8 protein-coding genes are annotated in these 19,268 nt (G+C 44.8%); all 8 read left to right on the top strand.

The features are described from left to right. Positions 1-276: 276 nt before the first annotated feature. Complete coding sequence (locus tag K7A41_RS13405) at positions 277-3,450, top strand: SusC/RagA family TonB-linked outer membrane protein (RefSeq protein ID WP_265714084.1); 3,174 nt, start codon at positions 277-279, stop codon at positions 3,448-3,450. Between the two features lie 4 nt (positions 3,451-3,454). Next, the gene (locus K7A41_RS13400) at positions 3,455-4,957 is read left to right on the top strand and encodes a RagB/SusD family nutrient uptake outer membrane protein (protein ID WP_265714083.1); all 1,503 of its coding nucleotides are present in this window, start codon (positions 3,455-3,457) and stop codon (positions 4,955-4,957) included. 285 nt (positions 4,958-5,242) lie between these two features. After that, positions 5,243-8,371, top strand: a complete 3,129-nt coding sequence (locus K7A41_RS13395) for a SusC/RagA family TonB-linked outer membrane protein (protein ID WP_265714082.1) — start codon at positions 5,243-5,245, stop codon at positions 8,369-8,371. A gap of 30 nt (positions 8,372-8,401) precedes the next feature. Further along, positions 8,402-10,480, top strand: a complete 2,079-nt coding sequence (locus K7A41_RS13390) for a RagB/SusD family nutrient uptake outer membrane protein (protein WP_265714081.1) — start codon at positions 8,402-8,404, stop codon at positions 10,478-10,480. Between the two features lie 220 nt (positions 10,481-10,700). Beyond that, a complete protein-coding gene (locus K7A41_RS13385; RefSeq protein WP_265714080.1) occupies positions 10,701-11,762 on the top strand; it encodes a glycoside hydrolase family protein in 1,062 nt (353 codons plus the stop codon). An 18-nt stretch (positions 11,763-11,780) separates the two neighbouring features. Beyond that, the gene (locus tag K7A41_RS13380; RefSeq protein ID WP_265714079.1) at positions 11,781-13,181 is read left to right on the top strand and encodes a glycoside hydrolase family 28 protein; all 1,401 of its coding nucleotides are present in this window, start codon (positions 11,781-11,783) and stop codon (positions 13,179-13,181) included. A 2-nt stretch (positions 13,182-13,183) separates the two neighbouring features. Beyond that, positions 13,184-16,771 (top strand): DUF4450 domain-containing protein, encoded by a 3,588-nt coding sequence (locus tag K7A41_RS13375; protein ID WP_265714078.1) that lies wholly within the window; start codon positions 13,184-13,186, stop codon positions 16,769-16,771. 133 nt (positions 16,772-16,904) lie between these two features. Then, the gene (locus K7A41_RS13370; RefSeq protein WP_265714077.1) at positions 16,905-19,061 is read left to right on the top strand and encodes a hypothetical protein; all 2,157 of its coding nucleotides are present in this window, start codon (positions 16,905-16,907) and stop codon (positions 19,059-19,061) included. The last annotated feature ends 207 nt before the right edge of the window (positions 19,062-19,268 follow it).

Here is a 19,268-nt window from a genome sequence, read left to right as displayed (position 1 = left end):
GAAAACGATTGGATGTGTCCGCCGTAGCTCCTACTTGGCTGGTCAATTTTTCACCACGGCAGGAAGTTTATATTGACGTTTAACAGGATTCAAAAGAGAGTAATTTGTTACATTAATAAATATAAATAGCAACAAAAAGCCCTAAAATGGGGCTTTTTGCTTTCTGTAACAGACTAGATACATGCGAACCTGTAAGTTCAGGATAGTTAGTTTCAAGGGATACTATAACTTCCAGTTACCAATATAAATCACAAATAACAATTTAAACTTCAACCCATGAAAAATATCTTACGATATGGTACCGTAGTAATGACCCAGTTGGCTTTGACTCAGGTATTATATGCTCAAGAACTGCTGAAGGGGAAAGTTGTTGACGACAAAAGTCAGCCTATCAGCGGAGTGACTATCCATGTGAACGGCAAAGGTAGTGGGACAACAAATCAAAATGGTGAATTTGGCATTATTGCCAAGCCGGGGGATAAGGTTACCTTCACTTCGATAGAATACGTTACGAAAACGTTAAACGTATCCAACCTCTCTTTTTTGCAAGTGAACCTGGCAGCCAAGCAAGAATCACTCGACGAAGTCGTTGTCATTGGCTATGGATCTCAGAAACGGACTAATCTTATTGCTCCAGTTTCAAAATTTAATGCCGAAAATCTCGATGAGCGTCCTATTGCGCGTGTTGATCAAGCCTTGATCGGACAGATGTCTGGAGTAAGGGTCAAGCAATCCACAGGTGTTCCCGGAAAAGGGTTAAGTGTTCAGGTCAGGGGATCGGGTTCTATCACTGCCGGCAGTGAACCCTTGTACGTTATTGATGGTTTCCCTTTATCAACGGCAGCACAGAACGGTTCGGGAAACTATGCCTCAGGAAATCCTTTGGACAATATGAATCCCAACGATATTGAATCTGTGGAGGTGTTAAAAGATGCATCTGCAGCTGCAATTTATGGATCCCGGGCGGCAAATGGTGTTGTTCTGATCACCACAAAACGTGGAAAGAGCGGTCAGGCCAAAGTGAGCCTCAATTCATACGTCGGCATTTCCGAGGCTTATAAGAAATTGGATATGTTGAATGGTGAAGAATGGATAGATAGAGCGGTGGAGATGATCAATGCGCAATGGGAAGCCTCCGGGACAGGAAGGCTGGCAAGCCAAAGCAATGCCGAACGACGGAAAATATTGGGGCTCGCCGAGGGGAAATATAACACATCTTATATGTTTGATGACCGTTGGCTGGAACCTGGACATCCGGGGCTTTACCTCATTAATTGGCAAGACGAAGCGTATCGAAAAGGCGTGGTCCAAAATTATCAGGTAGCAGCCTCGGGAGCGACAGAATTTGTCAATTATTATGTCTCGGGAAATTATCTCAATCAACAAGGTATTGTAAAAGGATTGGACTATAAAAATTATACTGCCAGGGCTAACGTCGAAGTGAAACCGAATAAGAAATTTGCATTCGGCTTAAACCTAGCACCCACTTATTCTATCGGAAATGATCCGGGGGTGGAAGGAAAGGATAATATTATGCATCAGATTTATTCGATGTCACCGGTTCAGGACCATCCTGCGGGAACAGTGAATGTTTTTGACAATGAAAAATACCCTTGGAGCACATCGACAAACGATCCAATAGCAAAATTGAACTATTATATCGGGGAAAACAAAATTTCACGTTTATTGGGGACAGTTTACGGACAGTACAATATCCTGGAGAACTTAAATTTTAAGACCACGGTCAATCTGGATCAGACCGATAGTCGAAGCAATAGATTTCAGCCCTATACCGTAGGCGGAACTTTGGCTAATCGAACCAACAACCCGAATCAAGCGACCTATGGATCCAATAGCGTATATCGAAAGCAAACTTTTGTCAATGAAAACACCCTAAACTATCATCTCAATATCGACAAACATGATATTACTGCTTTATTGGGGCAAGCCTATAATTTTGATAAACTTGAAACTTCTTCCATCACTTCACAGGGAGGTTATACCAATAGTTCCATCACAACTTTGAATGGCGCAGTCGCTACGGTGGCTTCAACCGGCGCAACACAAAGCGTCTTGCTGTCTTATTTTGGACGGGTTCAATATGCCTATGACGGAAAATACCTTCTTTCGGGAAGTATTCGACGTGACGGCTCATCGCGTTTTGGGTCCAATACAAAATGGGGCTGGTTTCCATCACTGTCCATAGGTTGGCGTTTGTCGCAGGAGAGTTTTATGAAACCCATCACCTTTATCAATGAGCTGAAACTGCGTGGAAGTTATGGTGAATCTGGAAATAACAATATCGGAGATTACAGCAGCATTGCCTTATTGGGCTTTTATAATTATTCGTCAAATGGTCTTTCGACATCCGGGCAGGCACCAAGCAATATCATCAATCCGGACCTAAAATGGGAAAAATCCCGGACCTACGATGTTGGATTGGACTTTGGCCTTTTGGGATCCCGTATCACAGGATCGTTTGATTGGTATATGCGTAAGAGCAGTGATCTATTGTTGAATGTGCCGTCCATGTTGGCGACAGGTTTTTCTTCCTACTTGGATAATGCCGGTGAGGTAAAAAGTAAAGGCTGGGATTTCGAGATCACTTCCCATCAGATCAGAAAATCGGATTTTTCATGGTCTACCTCTTTTAATATCAGTCATAATTCCAATGAGGTAACAAAACTTGCTGGTGAGCAAAAGGAAATCTTAATTCCATCTTCGTTCGATATTCAACATAGCCTTTTACGGGTTGGTGAACCGATGTATAGCATTTACGTCGTTAAACAAGATGGTATATTGAGTCAGGCAGACATTGACGCCGGTGCCGCATTGTATGGTAGCCAAAAGGCAGGCGACCCAAGGTATGTGGATGCCAATGGTGACGGCGTGATCGACGCGAATGACCGCGTAATTGTTGGACACCCAAACCCCAGTTATGTATGGGGAATAACCAACAACTTTAAATATAAAAATTTTGATTTGAGTTTCATGTTTCAAGGCCAAAATGGAGGCCATATCTATTCCCTTCTAGGACGGGCATTGGGGCGTACTGGTCAAGGATCATCGGACAATGCACTTGGATTTTATAGGGATAGATGGCGTTCAGAAGAGGATCCCGGGGAAGGTCGCGTGGGAAAAGCGTATTCAACATTCGGACGGATCAAAAATACAGATTGGTTGTATTCTTCAGATTATTGGCGCCTGCGTAACGTCACACTTGGTTATAATATAAAAGACCTAAAATTGGGGAGTCAGTCCAAACTTAGTTTAGTCCGTTTATTCGTGACATTGGAAAATTTTTGGGGAAAGGATAAATATGACGGTGGTGTAAATCCAGAATCTTCCAATACAAACTTAAGCGGAAGCGCTGATTATCCCGAAGCCGGTGATTATGGGGGCTTAGCGATTCCAAAAACAGTAACATTTGGTTTGAACGTAAATTTTTAAAATAATGAAAAAGTTGAGTATATTTTTGTTGATGGCAGGTCTATTAGGATCTTGCAAAATGGATCTGGACCAGCAGCCAATTTCGAGTGCGACATCTGACACCTACTTTAAGACTACGAATGATTTTGTGCAAGGATTGAACGCCATCTATAACAGTACACGAGGATATCCAGACCGTTTGATGAATCTTTCGGAGACACGATCGGACAATTTGTACGCTGTGTCCGATGGCGGGGTACGTGATTGGGAAGGGATCAACAGTTTTCATAAAACGATTGCCAGTAACCCCTATGTGATAGAAGCTTGGCAAACAAATTTTAACGGCATCTTTCGTGTAAACAATTATTTGGAACAACTTGCGACGAATGGTGCTACAGCCATCCCGGATGCGACTCTTCGCAATAGAATGGAAGGTGAAGCTCGATTTTTGCGTGCATTTTTTTATTTTGATTTGATTCGATACTTCGGAAAAGTGCCACTGATCGACAAGGTTGTGTCTGCTAGCCAAGCCAAAAGTATTGGGCGGAGCAACGTGGAGGAGTTGTATGCCTTGATTATTGAAGATCTGAACAAGGCCATTAATGCCCTTCCAGCCCCCAGTGCCTATGCGGTGGTAGATAAAGGTCGTGTCAATAAATACGCTGCAAAAATGTTGCTGGGATTGGTTTATATGACGCGATCAGGACCCACTTTGGGTGTTGAAGGAGCGGGCTTGAACAGCAATGAATGGGCGAAAGCCGTGGAGCAGTTCAACGATGTAATCAATAGCAATGAATTTAGTTTGTTGGCCAGTTATAATAGCGTTTTTGATTATGGAAATGAGCGCAACAAGGAAGTGGTCTTCAATATAGAATATTCCAGTGGGGCGAACCCTGTCGTAGGGGCTACTTTTCCTTGGGTACTCGTGCCTGACAATTGGTTCAATTCACTCGGGCTAGCCACACAAGGGGGCCTTACGATTAGACCTGTATCTGAAGACTTGCTTAAATTGTATGATGCAAGTGATGGTAGGAAAACATTCAGTATTCAGCAAGGATATACCTATGGCAATGTTGTTGAAACAAGATCCTTTGTTAAAAAATTCGTCGATGTGACCAAAGTGCCGGCGAGTCGCATGGATTGGCCGATCAATTATATTGTGTTTCGTTATAGCGATTTGCTGTTGTTGAAGGCAGAGTGCATTCTGAACGGGGCTGTTGGGTCTCAAACCGATGTGGATGCGATCGTCAATCAAATCCGAAAACGTGCTGGTTTGACGGCCGAGCTGACCAATGTGACTAAAACGCAACTGATGGACGAACGACGACGGGAATTCATTGGTGAAGGCTTGCGTTGGTTTGATCTTATCCGTAGCGGGACGGTCGAATCTGTCATGAAGACTTGGATCACAAAAGAAGACGTCGCAAAACAGATGTCGGATTTCCAAGCCAATTATGTGTTATATCCGGTGCCACAGTCAGAACTAGATAATAGTCCCGGATTATATACGCAGAATCCCGGATATTAATATTTTGATTAATTTAACCGCCCTTAGTATTTAAGGGCGTTTTTTTTATTTTTTGGCGCCAGCTAATGACAGGATTGAACAGGATGGTTATTATAAATCATCCTGTTATTTTTAGCCTATATTATAAGCCTGAGAGGAGTTCTGATTATCTTTTTTAGCCAGTCATCCTTTAAAGCAATAAGTAAAGATCATACAACTTTTTCATTATCTCGTGTAATGAAAATGGATTTTCACTGCCGAACATCAACAAGGGAAAGAATAAAATAATACCTAAATAATACTTTAATGATAAACTATTTAACAATTAGGTTTGATCATCATGTAAAGAAGTACACATTTTTGCTGTTTATGGCGATGCTGTGTACATTAAATTTATTTGCTCAAACTACGAGGACTGGAAAGGTAAATGATGAAAAGGGTTCACCTATCCAAGGGGTGACGGTACAGGTAAAAGGCAAAGTGATGACGGCAAAGACTAATGCAGACGGTTCATTTACCATCAATGCGCTGCCATCAGATGTATTAACCTTCAGAAGCCTTGGTTTTGAATCCCAAGAAGTTACTGTTGGTCGTCAAAATACCTTAAATATCGTGCTGGCGCAAAAGGTCGATGTGATGGATGAAGTCGTTGTGGTGGGTTATGGCACCATGAAAAAGAAAGATGTGACGGGTTCGATAGCGAGTGTGGGCGAAAAAGAACTGAAGGCAATGCCTGTAAAAGATGCCTTGCAGGCCATGCAAGGTAAGGTTGCCGGGGTTGATATTACGTCGAATCAACGTCCAGGAACAACTGGTAGTATAACAATAAGAGGCGTCCGATCGATCACAGCAGATCAGGGGCCTCTTTATGTAGTTGATGGTATGGTATTGCAGGCCGGTGGCATTGATAATATTAACCCAAGCGATATAGAGACTATTGATGTCTTAAAAGATGCTTCTGCAACCGCTGTGTATGGTTCGCGTGGTGCTAACGGTGTGGTTTTGGTGACAACCAAACAAGGGAAGAAGGGGCGTTTGATGCTGAATTATGCCGGTACAGCGACATTTGAAAAGATGTATGACGTCACCGAGTATATGGATGCTGCGGAATGGTTGGAGTATGCACGTTTGGCTAAATTCGGAACAACAACACCTGATTATGCAAAAGATTTTTCTAGATGGGGTTCTGTAGCAGCCTCCTGGTCAAATATTGCCAAAGGTTGGACCAATAATAATACCGTCTGGGATCCAAGTTTGGTAGGGAACTATGATTGGGCTGATCTCGGACGTAAAAATGCCTTATCGACAGAACATACCCTAAGCGTCTCTGGTGGTGGAGAGAATTCAAAAGGCTATGGTTCATTTGGCTATTTAAAACAAGATGCCACACAGCCAGGGCAAAAATTTAATCGCTATACCTCGAAGGTAAGCTTTGAAGCGACTCCGACCAAATGGTTTACCATGGGAGCTTCTCTCAATACTTTTTTCTCTGATCAAGATTACGGTTATAATTTTTCCAAATCGGTTACTGGAGCAGGCGATTATTACAGCGCTTTACGGGGAATGCTGCCTTGGACAGTACCCTATGATGATAATGGGAAATACTTAAGGAACCCGGCTGCTGGAGATATCAATATCATCAACCCTATTAACGAATTGGAATACAATACCAATCAACGCCAGACCTTTGGCGCAAATGGCAGTTTCTTTAGCCAGTTGGATTTTGGAGAGATTTACAAGCCATTGAAAGGATTGAAATATCGTGTGCAATTTGGGCCGGAGTTTAGATATTACCGTTTGGGCTTGGCGAATGCCGCCGAAGGAATTAATGGTGATGGCAATAATGCGGTGACGTACTCGACCAGCCGCAATTTAGCTTGGACATTAGACAACTTGATTTATTATGATCGCGATTTTGGAGCGGATCACCACCTTGGCGTTACCTTGTTGCAGAGTTCTTCCAAGTATAATTCCGAATCGAGTAATATGAAGGCGACGGATGTATATAGTGCTAGAGAATTGTGGTATAATATTAATTCTGGCGGTTTTATCGGTAGTTGGGGAACTGGCCTCACCGAGCGACAAATGGAGTCTTATATGGCTCGTGTGAATTACAGTTATAAGGACCGTTATATGTTAACTGCTTTTGTGCGTTGGGACGGATCATCAGTATTGGCACCAGGACACCAATGGAGTTCATTTCCTTCTGTTGCAGCATCATGGCGTATTGATCAGGAAGATTTCATGAAAGATGCCCGTTTTATCAATATCTTAAAACTACGTTTGGGAGCTGGTATTGTTGGTAATGCCGCAATTGGACCTTATCAAACGAAAGGATTATTGACGCAAAACTTTTACAACTGGAGTGCAACGAATTCAACGCCAGGATACGTGGCCTCAGATCCTTCTGCTGCCAACCCGCAAAAAATGGCCAATCCCGAATTGGGCTGGGAACGTACAACCCAATATAACTTGGGAATAGATTACGGCTTTCTAAATAATAGGATCAGCGGAGCGTTAGATTTGTATAAAACAAAGACCAATGATTTGTTATTAGCGATGACGTTAAACTCTGTTTTAGGATATGGAGCTACCATGGCAAATGTGGGGAAGACTTCAGGCTGGGGTATTGATCTTCAGATCAATACAGTCAATGTGAAGAATGACAACTTCCAATGGAATACGACGTTGACCTGGTCCAAAGACAAGAACAAAATACTCGAATTGAACAATGGAAGGAAAGAAGATCTAACCAATAATTGGATTGTCGGTCAAGAAATTCAAGTTCCTTATGATATGGTTTACGATGGTATTTGGAAGACCTCAGAAGAAGAGGAAGCTAAAAAGTATGGTGCAAAGCCCGGACAAATCCGTGTAAAGGATATTAGTGGTCCTGATGGTGTGCCTGATGGTAAAGTGGATCGCAATTATGATCGACAAGTTTTGGGATCCTATCGTCCCAAATGGTCTGGTGGGATTATGAATACATTCACCTACAAAAACTTTGATCTATCTTTCTTTATTTTCTCACGGTGGGGACAGACCATTAACGCCGGAGCCGCGACATTGGATGGTCGTTACATGCAACGCAAATTGGACTACTTTATTCCAGGAATTCATGAAGATGCTGAATATTATCAGCCGGGCTCGAATGGCGAAGCGGCAGATCCTTGGAATTCTTCCATGAACTACCGTGATGGATCATTTATTAAGCTAAGAAATGTAAGTTTAGGTTATAATTTTCCGAAAACAAAATTACAAAAACTAGGCATCAGTAATTTTAAGGTTTATGCACAGCTCATGAACCCCGCGATGTTGTATTCAAAAGTAGATTTCTTGGATCCAGACTTAGCAAGTTATGATAATAATAGGACACAGGCCGGTTCGTCAATTACGACAAGAGGCGCAGTGATCGGTGTAAACATAGGGTTTTAAGAAGCAAAAAGACTTAAAAAGATGATTCTCATGAAAAATTATAAAATATTAATTGCTTCCATTTTTGGTGCTGCTGGATTGCTGGTATTGAATGGATGTAGTAAAGACTTTTTAAAAGAGGAGCAAATTACCATCCCCGATACGGAATATTTTAAAACACAGGCAGGGCTGGATGACCTGGCAACTGGTGTTTACTCCAAATTGAAATTTAAATATAATTATACTTGGGGGATGGCCTTGTTCAACCTAGGGGTAGATGAGTTTACGGATGCAAATAATGCTTCCCCTAGCTTCAATAGTTATAGTATGGATCTAAATCCTGCTGAGTCAACTTATGGTGGAGGAAATATACAGCCCGTGTTTGACAATATGTATAGTGGTATCGAATCGGCCAATACCTTGATTCGGAATGTACCGCTATATTATGATAAATCCAATGCCAACTATAATACACGCTTAGGCGAGGGTTACTTTATGCGGGGCTATTTCTATTTGCAGTTGATTGTACAGTTTGGTGGGGTGCCCTTGAAATTGATTCCGACGGAAAAGGTTGAATCCTATTTTACCCGTGCATCAGAAGAAGAATGCTTTGCGCAGGCTATTTCAGACCTTGAGCAGGCCTATACGCTCCTACCTGCTTCGGCGACAGAATTTGGACGAGTGACCAAATCAGCTGCGGCACATTACATTGCGAAAGCTAGATTGACCCGTGCGAGCGAGTTATATGCTCCCTGGAATTCAAAATATACAGCAGAAGATTTGGATGCGGTTATCAAATACGGAACGGAAGTCGTTGCGGCGCATCCGCTGGTTGATGACTATGTAAAACTATGGGATTATCAAAAGGCGAATAGTGCAAACGAAAAAGTATCGGAGGTGGTTTTGTCGGCACAATTCTCGGATGATCAGGCGACTTGGGGACGTTACGGAAACCAAATTCACCTCTATTACCCAGCCGTATACCAAGATTTAGCGGGAACAAGCCGCGATATCTCTGGTGACCGTGAATTCTCCTATGCGCGTACCACAAATTATACTTTAGATGTCTTTGACCGTGTAAACGATTCCCGTTTTTGGAAATCTTTTATTACCATGTACGGCGCCAATAATACCGCCAATGCACCGGTATGGACTGCGGCTAATGCTTCACTTGGACCGACAGGAACAGTTGTTGGGGCTAAAAGATTCAAAGGTGGTGAGCTTGGTATTAAGTATATTGTGAATAATGCTGGCGATACACGCTATCAAGCGGTAGCGGGTGATGCAACCGGTGTATTGAAAAACGGTGTGATGCAAAATACGCATACTTTTGTTCGTTATTTCGAGTCAGAGCCACAAGCATGGGTCGGGAAGCATGGGAACTATGGTTACTATGGCGTGCAATCCCGATATGTGGCGCTTTCAAAATTCAGAGACGGTTATCGCGTCAGTATAGCCTCTGCCAACGGTACCCGCGACGTTATTATGGCGCGCTCGGCGGAAGACGTATTGATGATTGCTGAAGCTTATATTAGAAAAGGCGAAGGACAATATGCGAACGCGATCCAGTGGATCAACAAATTGCGTAGCCGTGCAAGCTATAAAAATGGCGAAGACCGTTCGAAGCATGTGGACGGCGGACAGGCCTATAAAAATAATTCGTATGCCGTCGGCAAAGGAGGTGGTTTTTCTGCTGAGGGGGCGATCTATTGGGAAGGAAACTCTTATTACGAATCCAATAACGATATGGCTAAAACCACGGCGTCTTCGGAAGCACAGATGCTGATTAACTCTGTCACTGATATTTATAACTCAGCAGTTGATGCTCCAATCTACGAGAAATTGGGTGCAACAAGTAATGCGCAAAAAATGATGGCATTCTTGTTGAATGAACGCACACGCGAATTGTGCGGTGAACTCTATCGCTGGGAAGATCTGGCGCGCACCAAAACGTTGGAAGCGAGATGGAAAGCATTTAATGACGGGTATGTACGTGGAAATACAGTCTTTAGTCCAAATACGCACTATTACCGACCTATTCCGCAATCTTTCTTGGATGCGACAACCAATGCGAACGGTGCTGCCTTAACGCCGGCGGAAAAGCAGGCTATGCAGAATCCGGGATATTAAGCTATTCATTTAAATTTTAAAAACCTGAGCCTACCTGTTCCGAAATCGGACGGGTAGGTTTTTTTATTGAGAAAAAGTAGTGGTCTGCAGCAAATTCGTAAGCTGTCGCAGGACAGGGCAGGATAGGCAGTTTCGTTGCTTTTCTTATCTTAAGGACTTATTCGTCGAAGTTACGGATACCGGAACCAAATTGTAAATCAATCGCCAGAAAATGTCTGATATGGATAGGAGGATCTTCTTAAAATCAAATGCATTTTTGTTAATCGCTGCACTGTCTCCGGGAGGTGCCATTACCAAAAATAAGCAGGAGGTGTCACCGTATTTTAGCTTGAAGCCCATCGGGCGTTCATTACAGTTGGACGATTATTTTATCTGGTGTTCATCTCCGATCTGGGGCGATGATGGGAAAGTTCATCTTTTTTATTCCCGATGGCGCAAAGATAAGGGAATGGGCGGATGGATCAAGGGCTCCGAGATTGCCCATGCGGTGGCGGAATCCCCGTATGAGAGCTTTCAGCACAAAGAGGTCGTATTGCGGCCAAGAGATGGATGTTGGGATAGTACCACCTGCCATAATCCCCTAATCAAAAAAGTGGGAGACATGTATTATCTCTTTTATATGGGTAACTGCAATGGCAAGACTGATACGAAGAGAATTGGTGTGGCGACAGCAAAAACGTTGGATGGTCCTTGGAAAAGGAGCGACAGTCCTATTTTGCTGCCGGGAGAAGAGGGCGCTTGGGATGATCACTGTACGACGAACCCCGCATTTTTACAGGGCGACGATGGTAAGTTTTGGCTCTATTACAAATCTTGGAATACAGCGGAATACCTGCGTGATACGGGGCCCGTCAGGGGGAATCGAAAATATGGGCTGGCTAAGGCGGATCATCCTCTGGGGCCCTACCACAAGGTCTCGGAACGGCCAGTAATTGATTTTTCCGGTCGGCCGAACAATGCGCAGCTCGAAGACGCTTTCGTTTGGCAGCAAGACGGTCAGTACTGCTTGATCGCCAGGGATATGGGTTTTTATAACCATGAATATGGGCTGATCCTTATGTCAAAGAATGGCATTCAATGGTCTGAACCGCAAGTAGCCTATCTAAATCTGGCTGAGTATGTACACGAAGCAACGCCCCCGGCCAATTTAAAACGTTTTGGACGGCTGGAGCGCCCCATGATACTCATGGACAGGCTGACCAACGAACCACGTTTCTTATTCGGTGCCACCCAAGGCGGGAAGGCAGATACTTCCACGACCTTCATTTTTGAAATCATATAAGTAAAACAACAATACCTGATGAAAGCGATTTTTAGTATTCTTATTACCGTCCTTGGTTTTGTCAACAGTTATGGACAGCAGACTGTCTGGACGACGGCCCAGCAGCCGTTAAAAGAAATCGATCAGCTGAAAAAGCTGATTGTAGCGCCAAAATTTAAAAACAAAGATTATGTGATCACTGACTTTGGAGCCGTTGGGGACCGCCGGACAAAAAATACGGCAGCCATCAAACAGGCGATCGAAGCGTGCAGCAGGCAGGGCGGGGGGCGCGTCGTCGTCCCTGAAGGCGTGTACCTAACCGGAGCGATTTATCTCAAAAGTAATGTTAATCTTCATATCAAGGAAGGAGCCACGGTACTGTTTAGTCGAGATAGCGCTGACTATCCGATGGTATTTACCCGATGGGAGGGAATGGAGTGCATCAATTTCTCTCCATTCATTTACGCATATAAAGAGGAAAATATTGCTATCACCGGTAAAGGCCTGCTGGATGGCAATGCGGACAATGATCACTGGTGGTACTGGTGCGGCGCGCGTAAATACGGATGGCACGAGGGACGCCCGGGAGAGCAGAAACCTGCCCGTGCGATTTTACATAAGCAGATGGCCGAAGAGCTAGACCCTCAAAAGAGACTGTTTGGGCACGGCAATTTCCTTCGACCTAATTTTGTTCAACCCTACTTATGTAAGAATGTCTGGATTGCTGATGTCAAGCTTGTCAATTCGCCAATGTGGAACCTGAATCCTGTCTTATGTGAGAATGTATTGATTGAGGGGGTAAAGGTGGTTAGCCATGGTCCTAATAACGATGGCTGCGATCCGGAAGCGAGTAAGAACGTCTGGATCAGAAACTGCTATTTTGATACCGGCGACGACTGTATTGCGATTAAGTCGGGTCGCGACGAGGACGGCCGCAACATAGGACGTCCTGCCGAAAACCATATCATCGAAAATTGTGTGATGAAAGACGGACACGGCGGTGTTGTCATCGGCAGTGAAATAGCGGGCGGAGCCAAAAATATTTATGCCCTCAACAATGTCATGGATAGCCCTAATCTTGATCGGGCATTGCGCATTAAAACCAGTTCCAGCAGGGGCGGTATCATCGAGAATGTATTCTTCTATAATACAGAGGTCGGTCAGTATAAAGAAGCTGCAATACGCTTCAACATGTTTTATGAAAAGCCCGGAAAACATATTCCGACCATCCGTAACATCTGGGTGGAAAATCTTCAGGTAAAGGGAGGCGGCAAATATGCGGTATTGTCGACGGCCTATGAATCTTCACCTGTGACCGATTTTACGATGGTCAACTGTAAAATCGAAGGTGTAAAGGAAATGTATAAAGTGGACCACCTTAAGAATGTGACGTTAAAGAATGTTGTGGTAAATGGAAAAGAACTAACGTCATTTGACTGATTATGAAAAGAAGGAGCCTGTTTTCTTTCTGGATTTTATTGTCCTTATCCATACAGCAGTCTTTTGCTCAGGCTAAGCAGGTACCCGGCAAAGCACGGGCGTTACATTATACAGAAGATAATGGCGATTTTCTGCTCGTCAACGGACGGTACCGATTTAACAGGGCACTATATGGCGATCATCGGGCTTCTCGTGTGGAGGCAGGGGATCTCCCTGAATTTGCTTTGTATCTGCCCGGTATGGGGGGCAATCTGCAATTTGTTCTACGCAATAAGCAGAAATATAAGAAGATGATTGACGCTGACCGCATCGAGACACGATATAGGCCAGGTTCCATGGTCTATCGCATTTGGGACACCTTTCTGGGGGAAGGGCATGTTGATATCGTCGTCATGGCACAAGCCGGTGCCGAAGGAATGATCGTAAAACTGCAGGCGACCGATGTCAGCCCTGAAGCGCAGCTTTATGCCATATATGGCGGTGCTAGCGGAGCAACATTCAGCAGGAATGGTGATGTGGGGGCGGATCCGGAATCAGGGTTTTACCTGCTACCGGCCTATTGTGAAAATAACCGGTATGTCATAGAAAAAGAACGGTTTGAATTAGTTTATCAAAATAAGAAAAAAGAAGCCCAATTTGTGTATGGCCGTTTTTCAGAAGATGCTCGAGTATGGCTTACGGATGCGTCAGCATTGACAGAGCTACCAAATTTGACGGCTGTTAAACCTGTAGACAGCCCTATTGTGGTGGCAGAATGTCAGCTAAAAGCGGAGCCCTACTATGTGCAGATCTCCAAAGGAAGGCTCATACGGGGGAAAAGTGAAGAGCCAGCTTTGGCAGTAATTTTTGAACAGGCGCAGCAGGCAAGGCTGGCTTTGGCTAATCGCATCAAATTAAACACGCCGGATAGATATATTAATAATTTCGGAGCAGCTTTGGCAGTTGCTGCGGATGGTATTTGGGAGAGTCCTACCTTTTTGCATGGTGCTGTTGCATGGCGCATGCGCCTGAATGCATGGCGGGGTGCTTATGCTGCAGATGCTTTGGGCTGGCATGACCGGGCGAAGGAACACTTTTCGAGTTATGCCCGTTCGCAGGTAACCAGTCCTGCCGCCGCTCCCGTAGTCATGGATACAGCCTTGCATTTAGCACGGCATCTGGAAAAAATGGGCACTGCCATGTTCTCCAGTGGATATATCAGCAGGAATCCCAACAATAATACTGTGCCACATCATTACGACATGAATCTGGTATTTATTGATCAGCTATTGTCGCATTTTAATTATACCGGTGACACCGTTTACCTCAGACAAATGTGGCCGACGCTCCAACGGCACCTTGATTGGGAAAAGCGCAATTTCGACCGCGACAACGACGGTTTATACGATGCCTATTGCGCGATCTGGGCTAGCGATGGACTACAATATTCGGGGGGCGGGGTAACCCATACCACAGCTTATAATTACCGTGCCAATCGGATGATGGGCAAGTTGGCAGGCTTAATCGGACAGAATCCAGATCCTTATATACGTGAAGCAGATAAAATTCAGAAGGCATTGAAAAATAGGCTCTGGCTTAAGGGAAAGGGGTACTTTGCCGAGTTTCAGGACGCTTTGGGCCATCAGCTTGTACACGAAAGGCCGGGCTTATGGACGATTTACCATGTGGCTGATGCCGATGTCCTGGATGATTTTGAAAATTACCAAAACCTGCAATACGTGGCCAATAGTTTGCCCCGGATTCCTGTTGCAGTAAAAGGGCAGGAGCAGGCCGGCCTCTATACGCTCCCGACGACTACCTGGCAGCCTTACACCTGGTCGGTCAACAATGTGGCTTTGGCTGAGAATTTACAGACAGCACTTGCCTACTGGCAGGCCGGAAGGCCGGATGAGGCGTATCAGCTGTGGAAAAGTAACCTGACGGAAAGCATGTATCACGGCATCAGCCCCGGCAATTTTCAGCAGCTTTCCCATTATGATGCTTTCCGTGGCGAATTATATCGGGACTTTGCAGATCCCATAGGTGTGGCTTCGCGCACATTGGTCGAGGGGTTGTTTGGCGTTCACCCGCGCTTATTGGACAACAAGCTACTTATTAAGCCGGGATTTCCCACAACTTGGGAATTTGCAGAGATCGAACTGCCTGAATGGAGCTACAGTTATAAAAAGACTGCTCACACCACAACGTTTCGAATCAAAACCCGTTATGCGCAGTCTTTAAAGCTTATCTTGGAAATTCCCGTTGATTTTGAGCGGGTCAGCTCAGTTAAAATTAATGGAAAAGATATGAAATGGTCGGTAAAAGCTTCGTCCATCAATAAACCGTTCCTTATTATAGAATCGGATCCCGGTCGTGATTTTGAAGTTCAGATAACCGGGGCGGGAAAAGTAAAGAATATGGCTACGGGCGACCTACAACAGGTATTTACTGATCCATGGTCGATTCCCTTGGATAAGAGAACACAAGTGTTGGATCTCCGGGATCCGCAGGGAATTATTCAAAAAAGGTCGGGACAGCAGTTGTGGTTTATTCACAAGGAGCATCAAGGAACCTTTTTTATAAAACTTCAGCAAGGTGAAATGACCTGGTGGCAAGCAGTGAATATCAGGTTGCGAAGCCCTTTACAATCAAATTTGCTGAAAAAAGATAGCAAGTACTATCTTTCGCTAACGAACCGTTCGGAACAGATACAGCATGTGGCCATCGACCATGACCGTTTTCGGCGGACGCTTCGTTTAAAACCGAAGGAAATACGTGCACTGCAGCTTCCTGCAGAAATTTTTTCTAAAGGAACCAACAGCCTCTATCTCGTCTTGGGTGATTACCGTGAAAAAGTCGATTATATAGATTGGAAGATAACCGATAGTGGGCATTTTGAGGAACAAAATTTAACAAGCAAGTATAACGCCCGTCTGAATGATATCTTTCAGCAAAAATACCTGTCACCACGACCAGAAGGACCGACCTTGCAGCTGCCCTGGCAGGGAATAGGCAACTGGTGTTACCCACTGACTACCGCCAGTATTGATGATAGTGGATTAATGGCCCGAAGTAGACAAAACAAGCTGAGCTATTTGGGTATTCCCTTCCAGATAAAACATGAAAACAGAAACGTTCTATTTGTCAGTCAATGGGATAATTACCCTAGCCGTGCTACAATACCTTTGGAAGGACGTGCACGTAAAATGTATCTACTGATGGCTGGTTCAACAAATCCCATGCAGTCCCAGCTGACCAATGCTAAGATCAAGGTCAATTATACCGATGGCACAACTAGCATCCTTGACTTGATCAATCCAGTCAACTGGTGGCCGATAGAACAGGACTACCTCGACGACAATCGTGCTTTTGATATCCCGGATGACCAGATTCCCTATCGGGTCAGTCTCAAGTCCGGCGAACTTTATAAAGGTGGTGCGTGGAATCGCTATACGGAAATTAAAGGTTATAGCAACCGTGCTATTGATGGTGGGGCGGCCACGCTATTGGATTTACCACTCGACAGTAGCAAGCAGCTTCAGTCCGTGGAACTTATTGCTGTGGCAAACGATGCTGTCATTGGCTTGATCAGTCTCACGCTGTTGCGGTAGCAGATCACGGAAAACCGGCTGGTTCGGCATAAAGCCTTGATAATGACGCGTCCATGGTGGAGCGTCTAGCCGGAGTATCGGCCAGTCGATAAAGATCGGCATAAAAAAATGTGTCAAAAACAATTGTATTCAGATGAAAATAAATTCGAAAATTACTGCGACTGTTATGATGACCTTGCTGTACCCGATGCTGTGTCTAGCACAGCGTATCGGCAAAATTGACCGTGAGCAGGTAGTCAAAAGGCATAATGTACGTAACCTGATGATGGATACGCTGGCGTCCCTCACCGTGGGTAACGGGGCCTTTGCATACACTGTTGATGCAACAGGCATGCAGTCTTTCCCCCTATACTACAGACATGGGGTGTCATTAGGCACTCAGTCCGAATGGGGCTGGGATTCCTTTCCCAACACAGAGAACTATGCTTTTGAGGAAACATTAAAATCATATGATTTCAACAATGAAGGGCGCGATGCTAAATACAGTGTTCAGCTTAAAGAACCGCCGCGGAATGCTGCAGCCGTAAATTATTTCAGGGAAAATAAACACCGTCTGCAACTGGGCAACGTGGGGCTGGAATTTTACTGCAAAGATGGCCGACGGGCAGCGATAAATGACATTAAAAACATTCGTCAGGAACTGGATCTGTGGACGGGGATGATAATAAGTGAGTTTAGCGTTGACGGGGATCCCGTAGTTGTGAAAACGGCATCTTATCAGACACAGGACGCCGTAGCTGTACATGTGCGCTCCCCGTTGATCGCCAAGCAGCGGCTGAGAGTATTTATCCAATATCCCTATCCCAGTGGTCAATTTTTAGATGAGGGGACCAACTATACGCAGGTCAATGATCACAAAACGCTTATTGTCAGTAGTTCGTCTCGGGGGGCTGTCATCAGCCACCAGCTGCAGGGTACGGATTATTTTACGGAACTGCAGTTTTCGCAAGGGACTTTCCAAAATACCGCGCCGCATTATTTTGTTTATCAACCGGCAGCGGATCTGAAGGCTTTCGAATTTTCTTTTGCGTTTGCTGCCACGAGTAAAGCTGGACACAACGGTCGAAATTACCAAGACGCGGCGCGCGAAAGTACACAGCAGTGGAAGCTTTTTTGGGAGAGTGGAGCTGCGGTTGATTTTGCAGGCAGTACAGATCCACGGGCAAATGAACTGGAAAGAAGAGTGGTGCTTTCCCAATATTTAACAAAGGTACAATGTGGAGGTAGCAATCCACCACAAGAGACAGGGCTCACCTTCAACAGCTGGTACGGTAAGCCTCATACCGAGATGCATTGGTGGCATGCTGTCCATTTTGCCCTCTGGGGGCGCCCGGAGCTTATGGAGAAAACCCTGGATTATTATTTCCGGACATTTGAAAAAGCACGGGCCCTGGCAAAACGGCAGGGATATCAAGGGGTAAGATGGATAAAGATGTCCGACAATGAAGGAAACGAAAGCCCTTCATCTGTAGCGGCCTTTTTGGTATGGCAGCAGCCACATATTATTTATATGACTGAGTTGGCTTACCGTGATAAAGAGCGTTTGGCTGTCTTAAAAAAATATAAAGACCTCGTGTTTGCAACCGCCGAATTTATGGCAGACTTTGCACATTACGATAGCCTGACAGGTCGGTACAATATTGGTAAAGGAGTGATCCCGGCGCAGGAAGTATTTAAGGCTTCGGAAACCATGAATCCGACTTATGAGGTGGCGTATTGGGATTGGGCACTTCGTACGGCTCAGAAGTGGAAAGAACGATTAGGCGAACCCCGGGTAGCAAAATGGGATGATGTGATCGAAAAATTAGCGCCCTTACCTATCGGAGATCAGGTATATCTGGCTACCCAGACAGCTCCGGACTCTTACACTTTTGATCGATGGATGACAGACCATCCTGCGGTCCTCGGTGCCTTGGGAATGGTGCCAGAGTCACCGAAACTGGATAAAGCAGTCATGAAAAATACCTTAGACCTCGTGCTGTCGAAATGGCATTGGGAGAAAACATGGGGTTGGGATTTTCCAATGACTGCCATGAATGCTGCACGGCTGAACCTGCCACATAAAGCGCTGGACGCTTTATTCATGAATGTCCAGACCAATACATACCTCAAAAACGGGCATAACTATCAGGATGGGCGCCTGCGTATATATTTACCCGGCAATGGTGGTGTACTGACTACTGTGGCGATGATGCTTGAAGGCTGGGATGCATCTTCCGGTGATTTGCCGGGGTTTCCGAAAGATGGGAGATGGGTCATAAAAAAAGAAGGGTTTAAAAAGATGCCCTAGAAGCTGCACAATATAAAGCCATCGCATGCCTAGGAGCAAGATGACGGCATTGCTTGATGATCTGATCGTTAATTGTCGGCCATTCATCAGAAGATGACATGAGGAATACGATCCTCTAAAGTGCACTGTCAAGCAGTGCGCTTTTTTTTGCAACCGGTTGTTACGGATCACTGTCCTGAACTGTCCTGCAAACGTTGCCGGCATCGA

It is taken from the genome of Sphingobacterium sp. InxBP1, assembly GCF_026191775.1.
Lineage (GTDB): Bacteria > Bacteroidota > Bacteroidia > Sphingobacteriales > Sphingobacteriaceae > Sphingobacterium > Sphingobacterium thalpophilum.
Note: the sequence above shows the minus strand (reverse complement) of the source record. Positions and strands in the feature narration are given on the sequence as shown.

Excerpts from the sequence above, each read along its gene's own strand:
- K7A41_RS13380 (WP_265714079.1), top strand. The coding sequence starts at position 11,781 with ATGAAAGCGATTTTTAGTATTCTTATTACCGTCCTTGGTTTTGTCAAC.
- K7A41_RS13400 (WP_265714083.1), top strand. The coding sequence starts at position 3,455 with ATGAAAAAGTTGAGTATATTTTTGTTGATGGCAGGTCTATTAGGATCT.
- K7A41_RS13370 (WP_265714077.1), top strand. The coding sequence starts at position 16,905 with ATGAAAATAAATTCGAAAATTACTGCGACTGTTATGATGACCTTGCTG.
- K7A41_RS13390 (WP_265714081.1), top strand. The coding sequence starts at position 8,402 with ATGAAAAATTATAAAATATTAATTGCTTCCATTTTTGGTGCTGCTGGA.
- K7A41_RS13375 (WP_265714078.1), top strand. The coding sequence starts at position 13,184 with ATGAAAAGAAGGAGCCTGTTTTCTTTCTGGATTTTATTGTCCTTATCC.
- K7A41_RS13385 (WP_265714080.1), top strand. The coding sequence starts at position 10,701 with ATGGATAGGAGGATCTTCTTAAAATCAAATGCATTTTTGTTAATCGCT.
- K7A41_RS13405 (WP_265714084.1), top strand. The coding sequence starts at position 277 with ATGAAAAATATCTTACGATATGGTACCGTAGTAATGACCCAGTTGGCT.
- K7A41_RS13395 (WP_265714082.1), top strand. The coding sequence starts at position 5,243 with ATGATAAACTATTTAACAATTAGGTTTGATCATCATGTAAAGAAGTAC.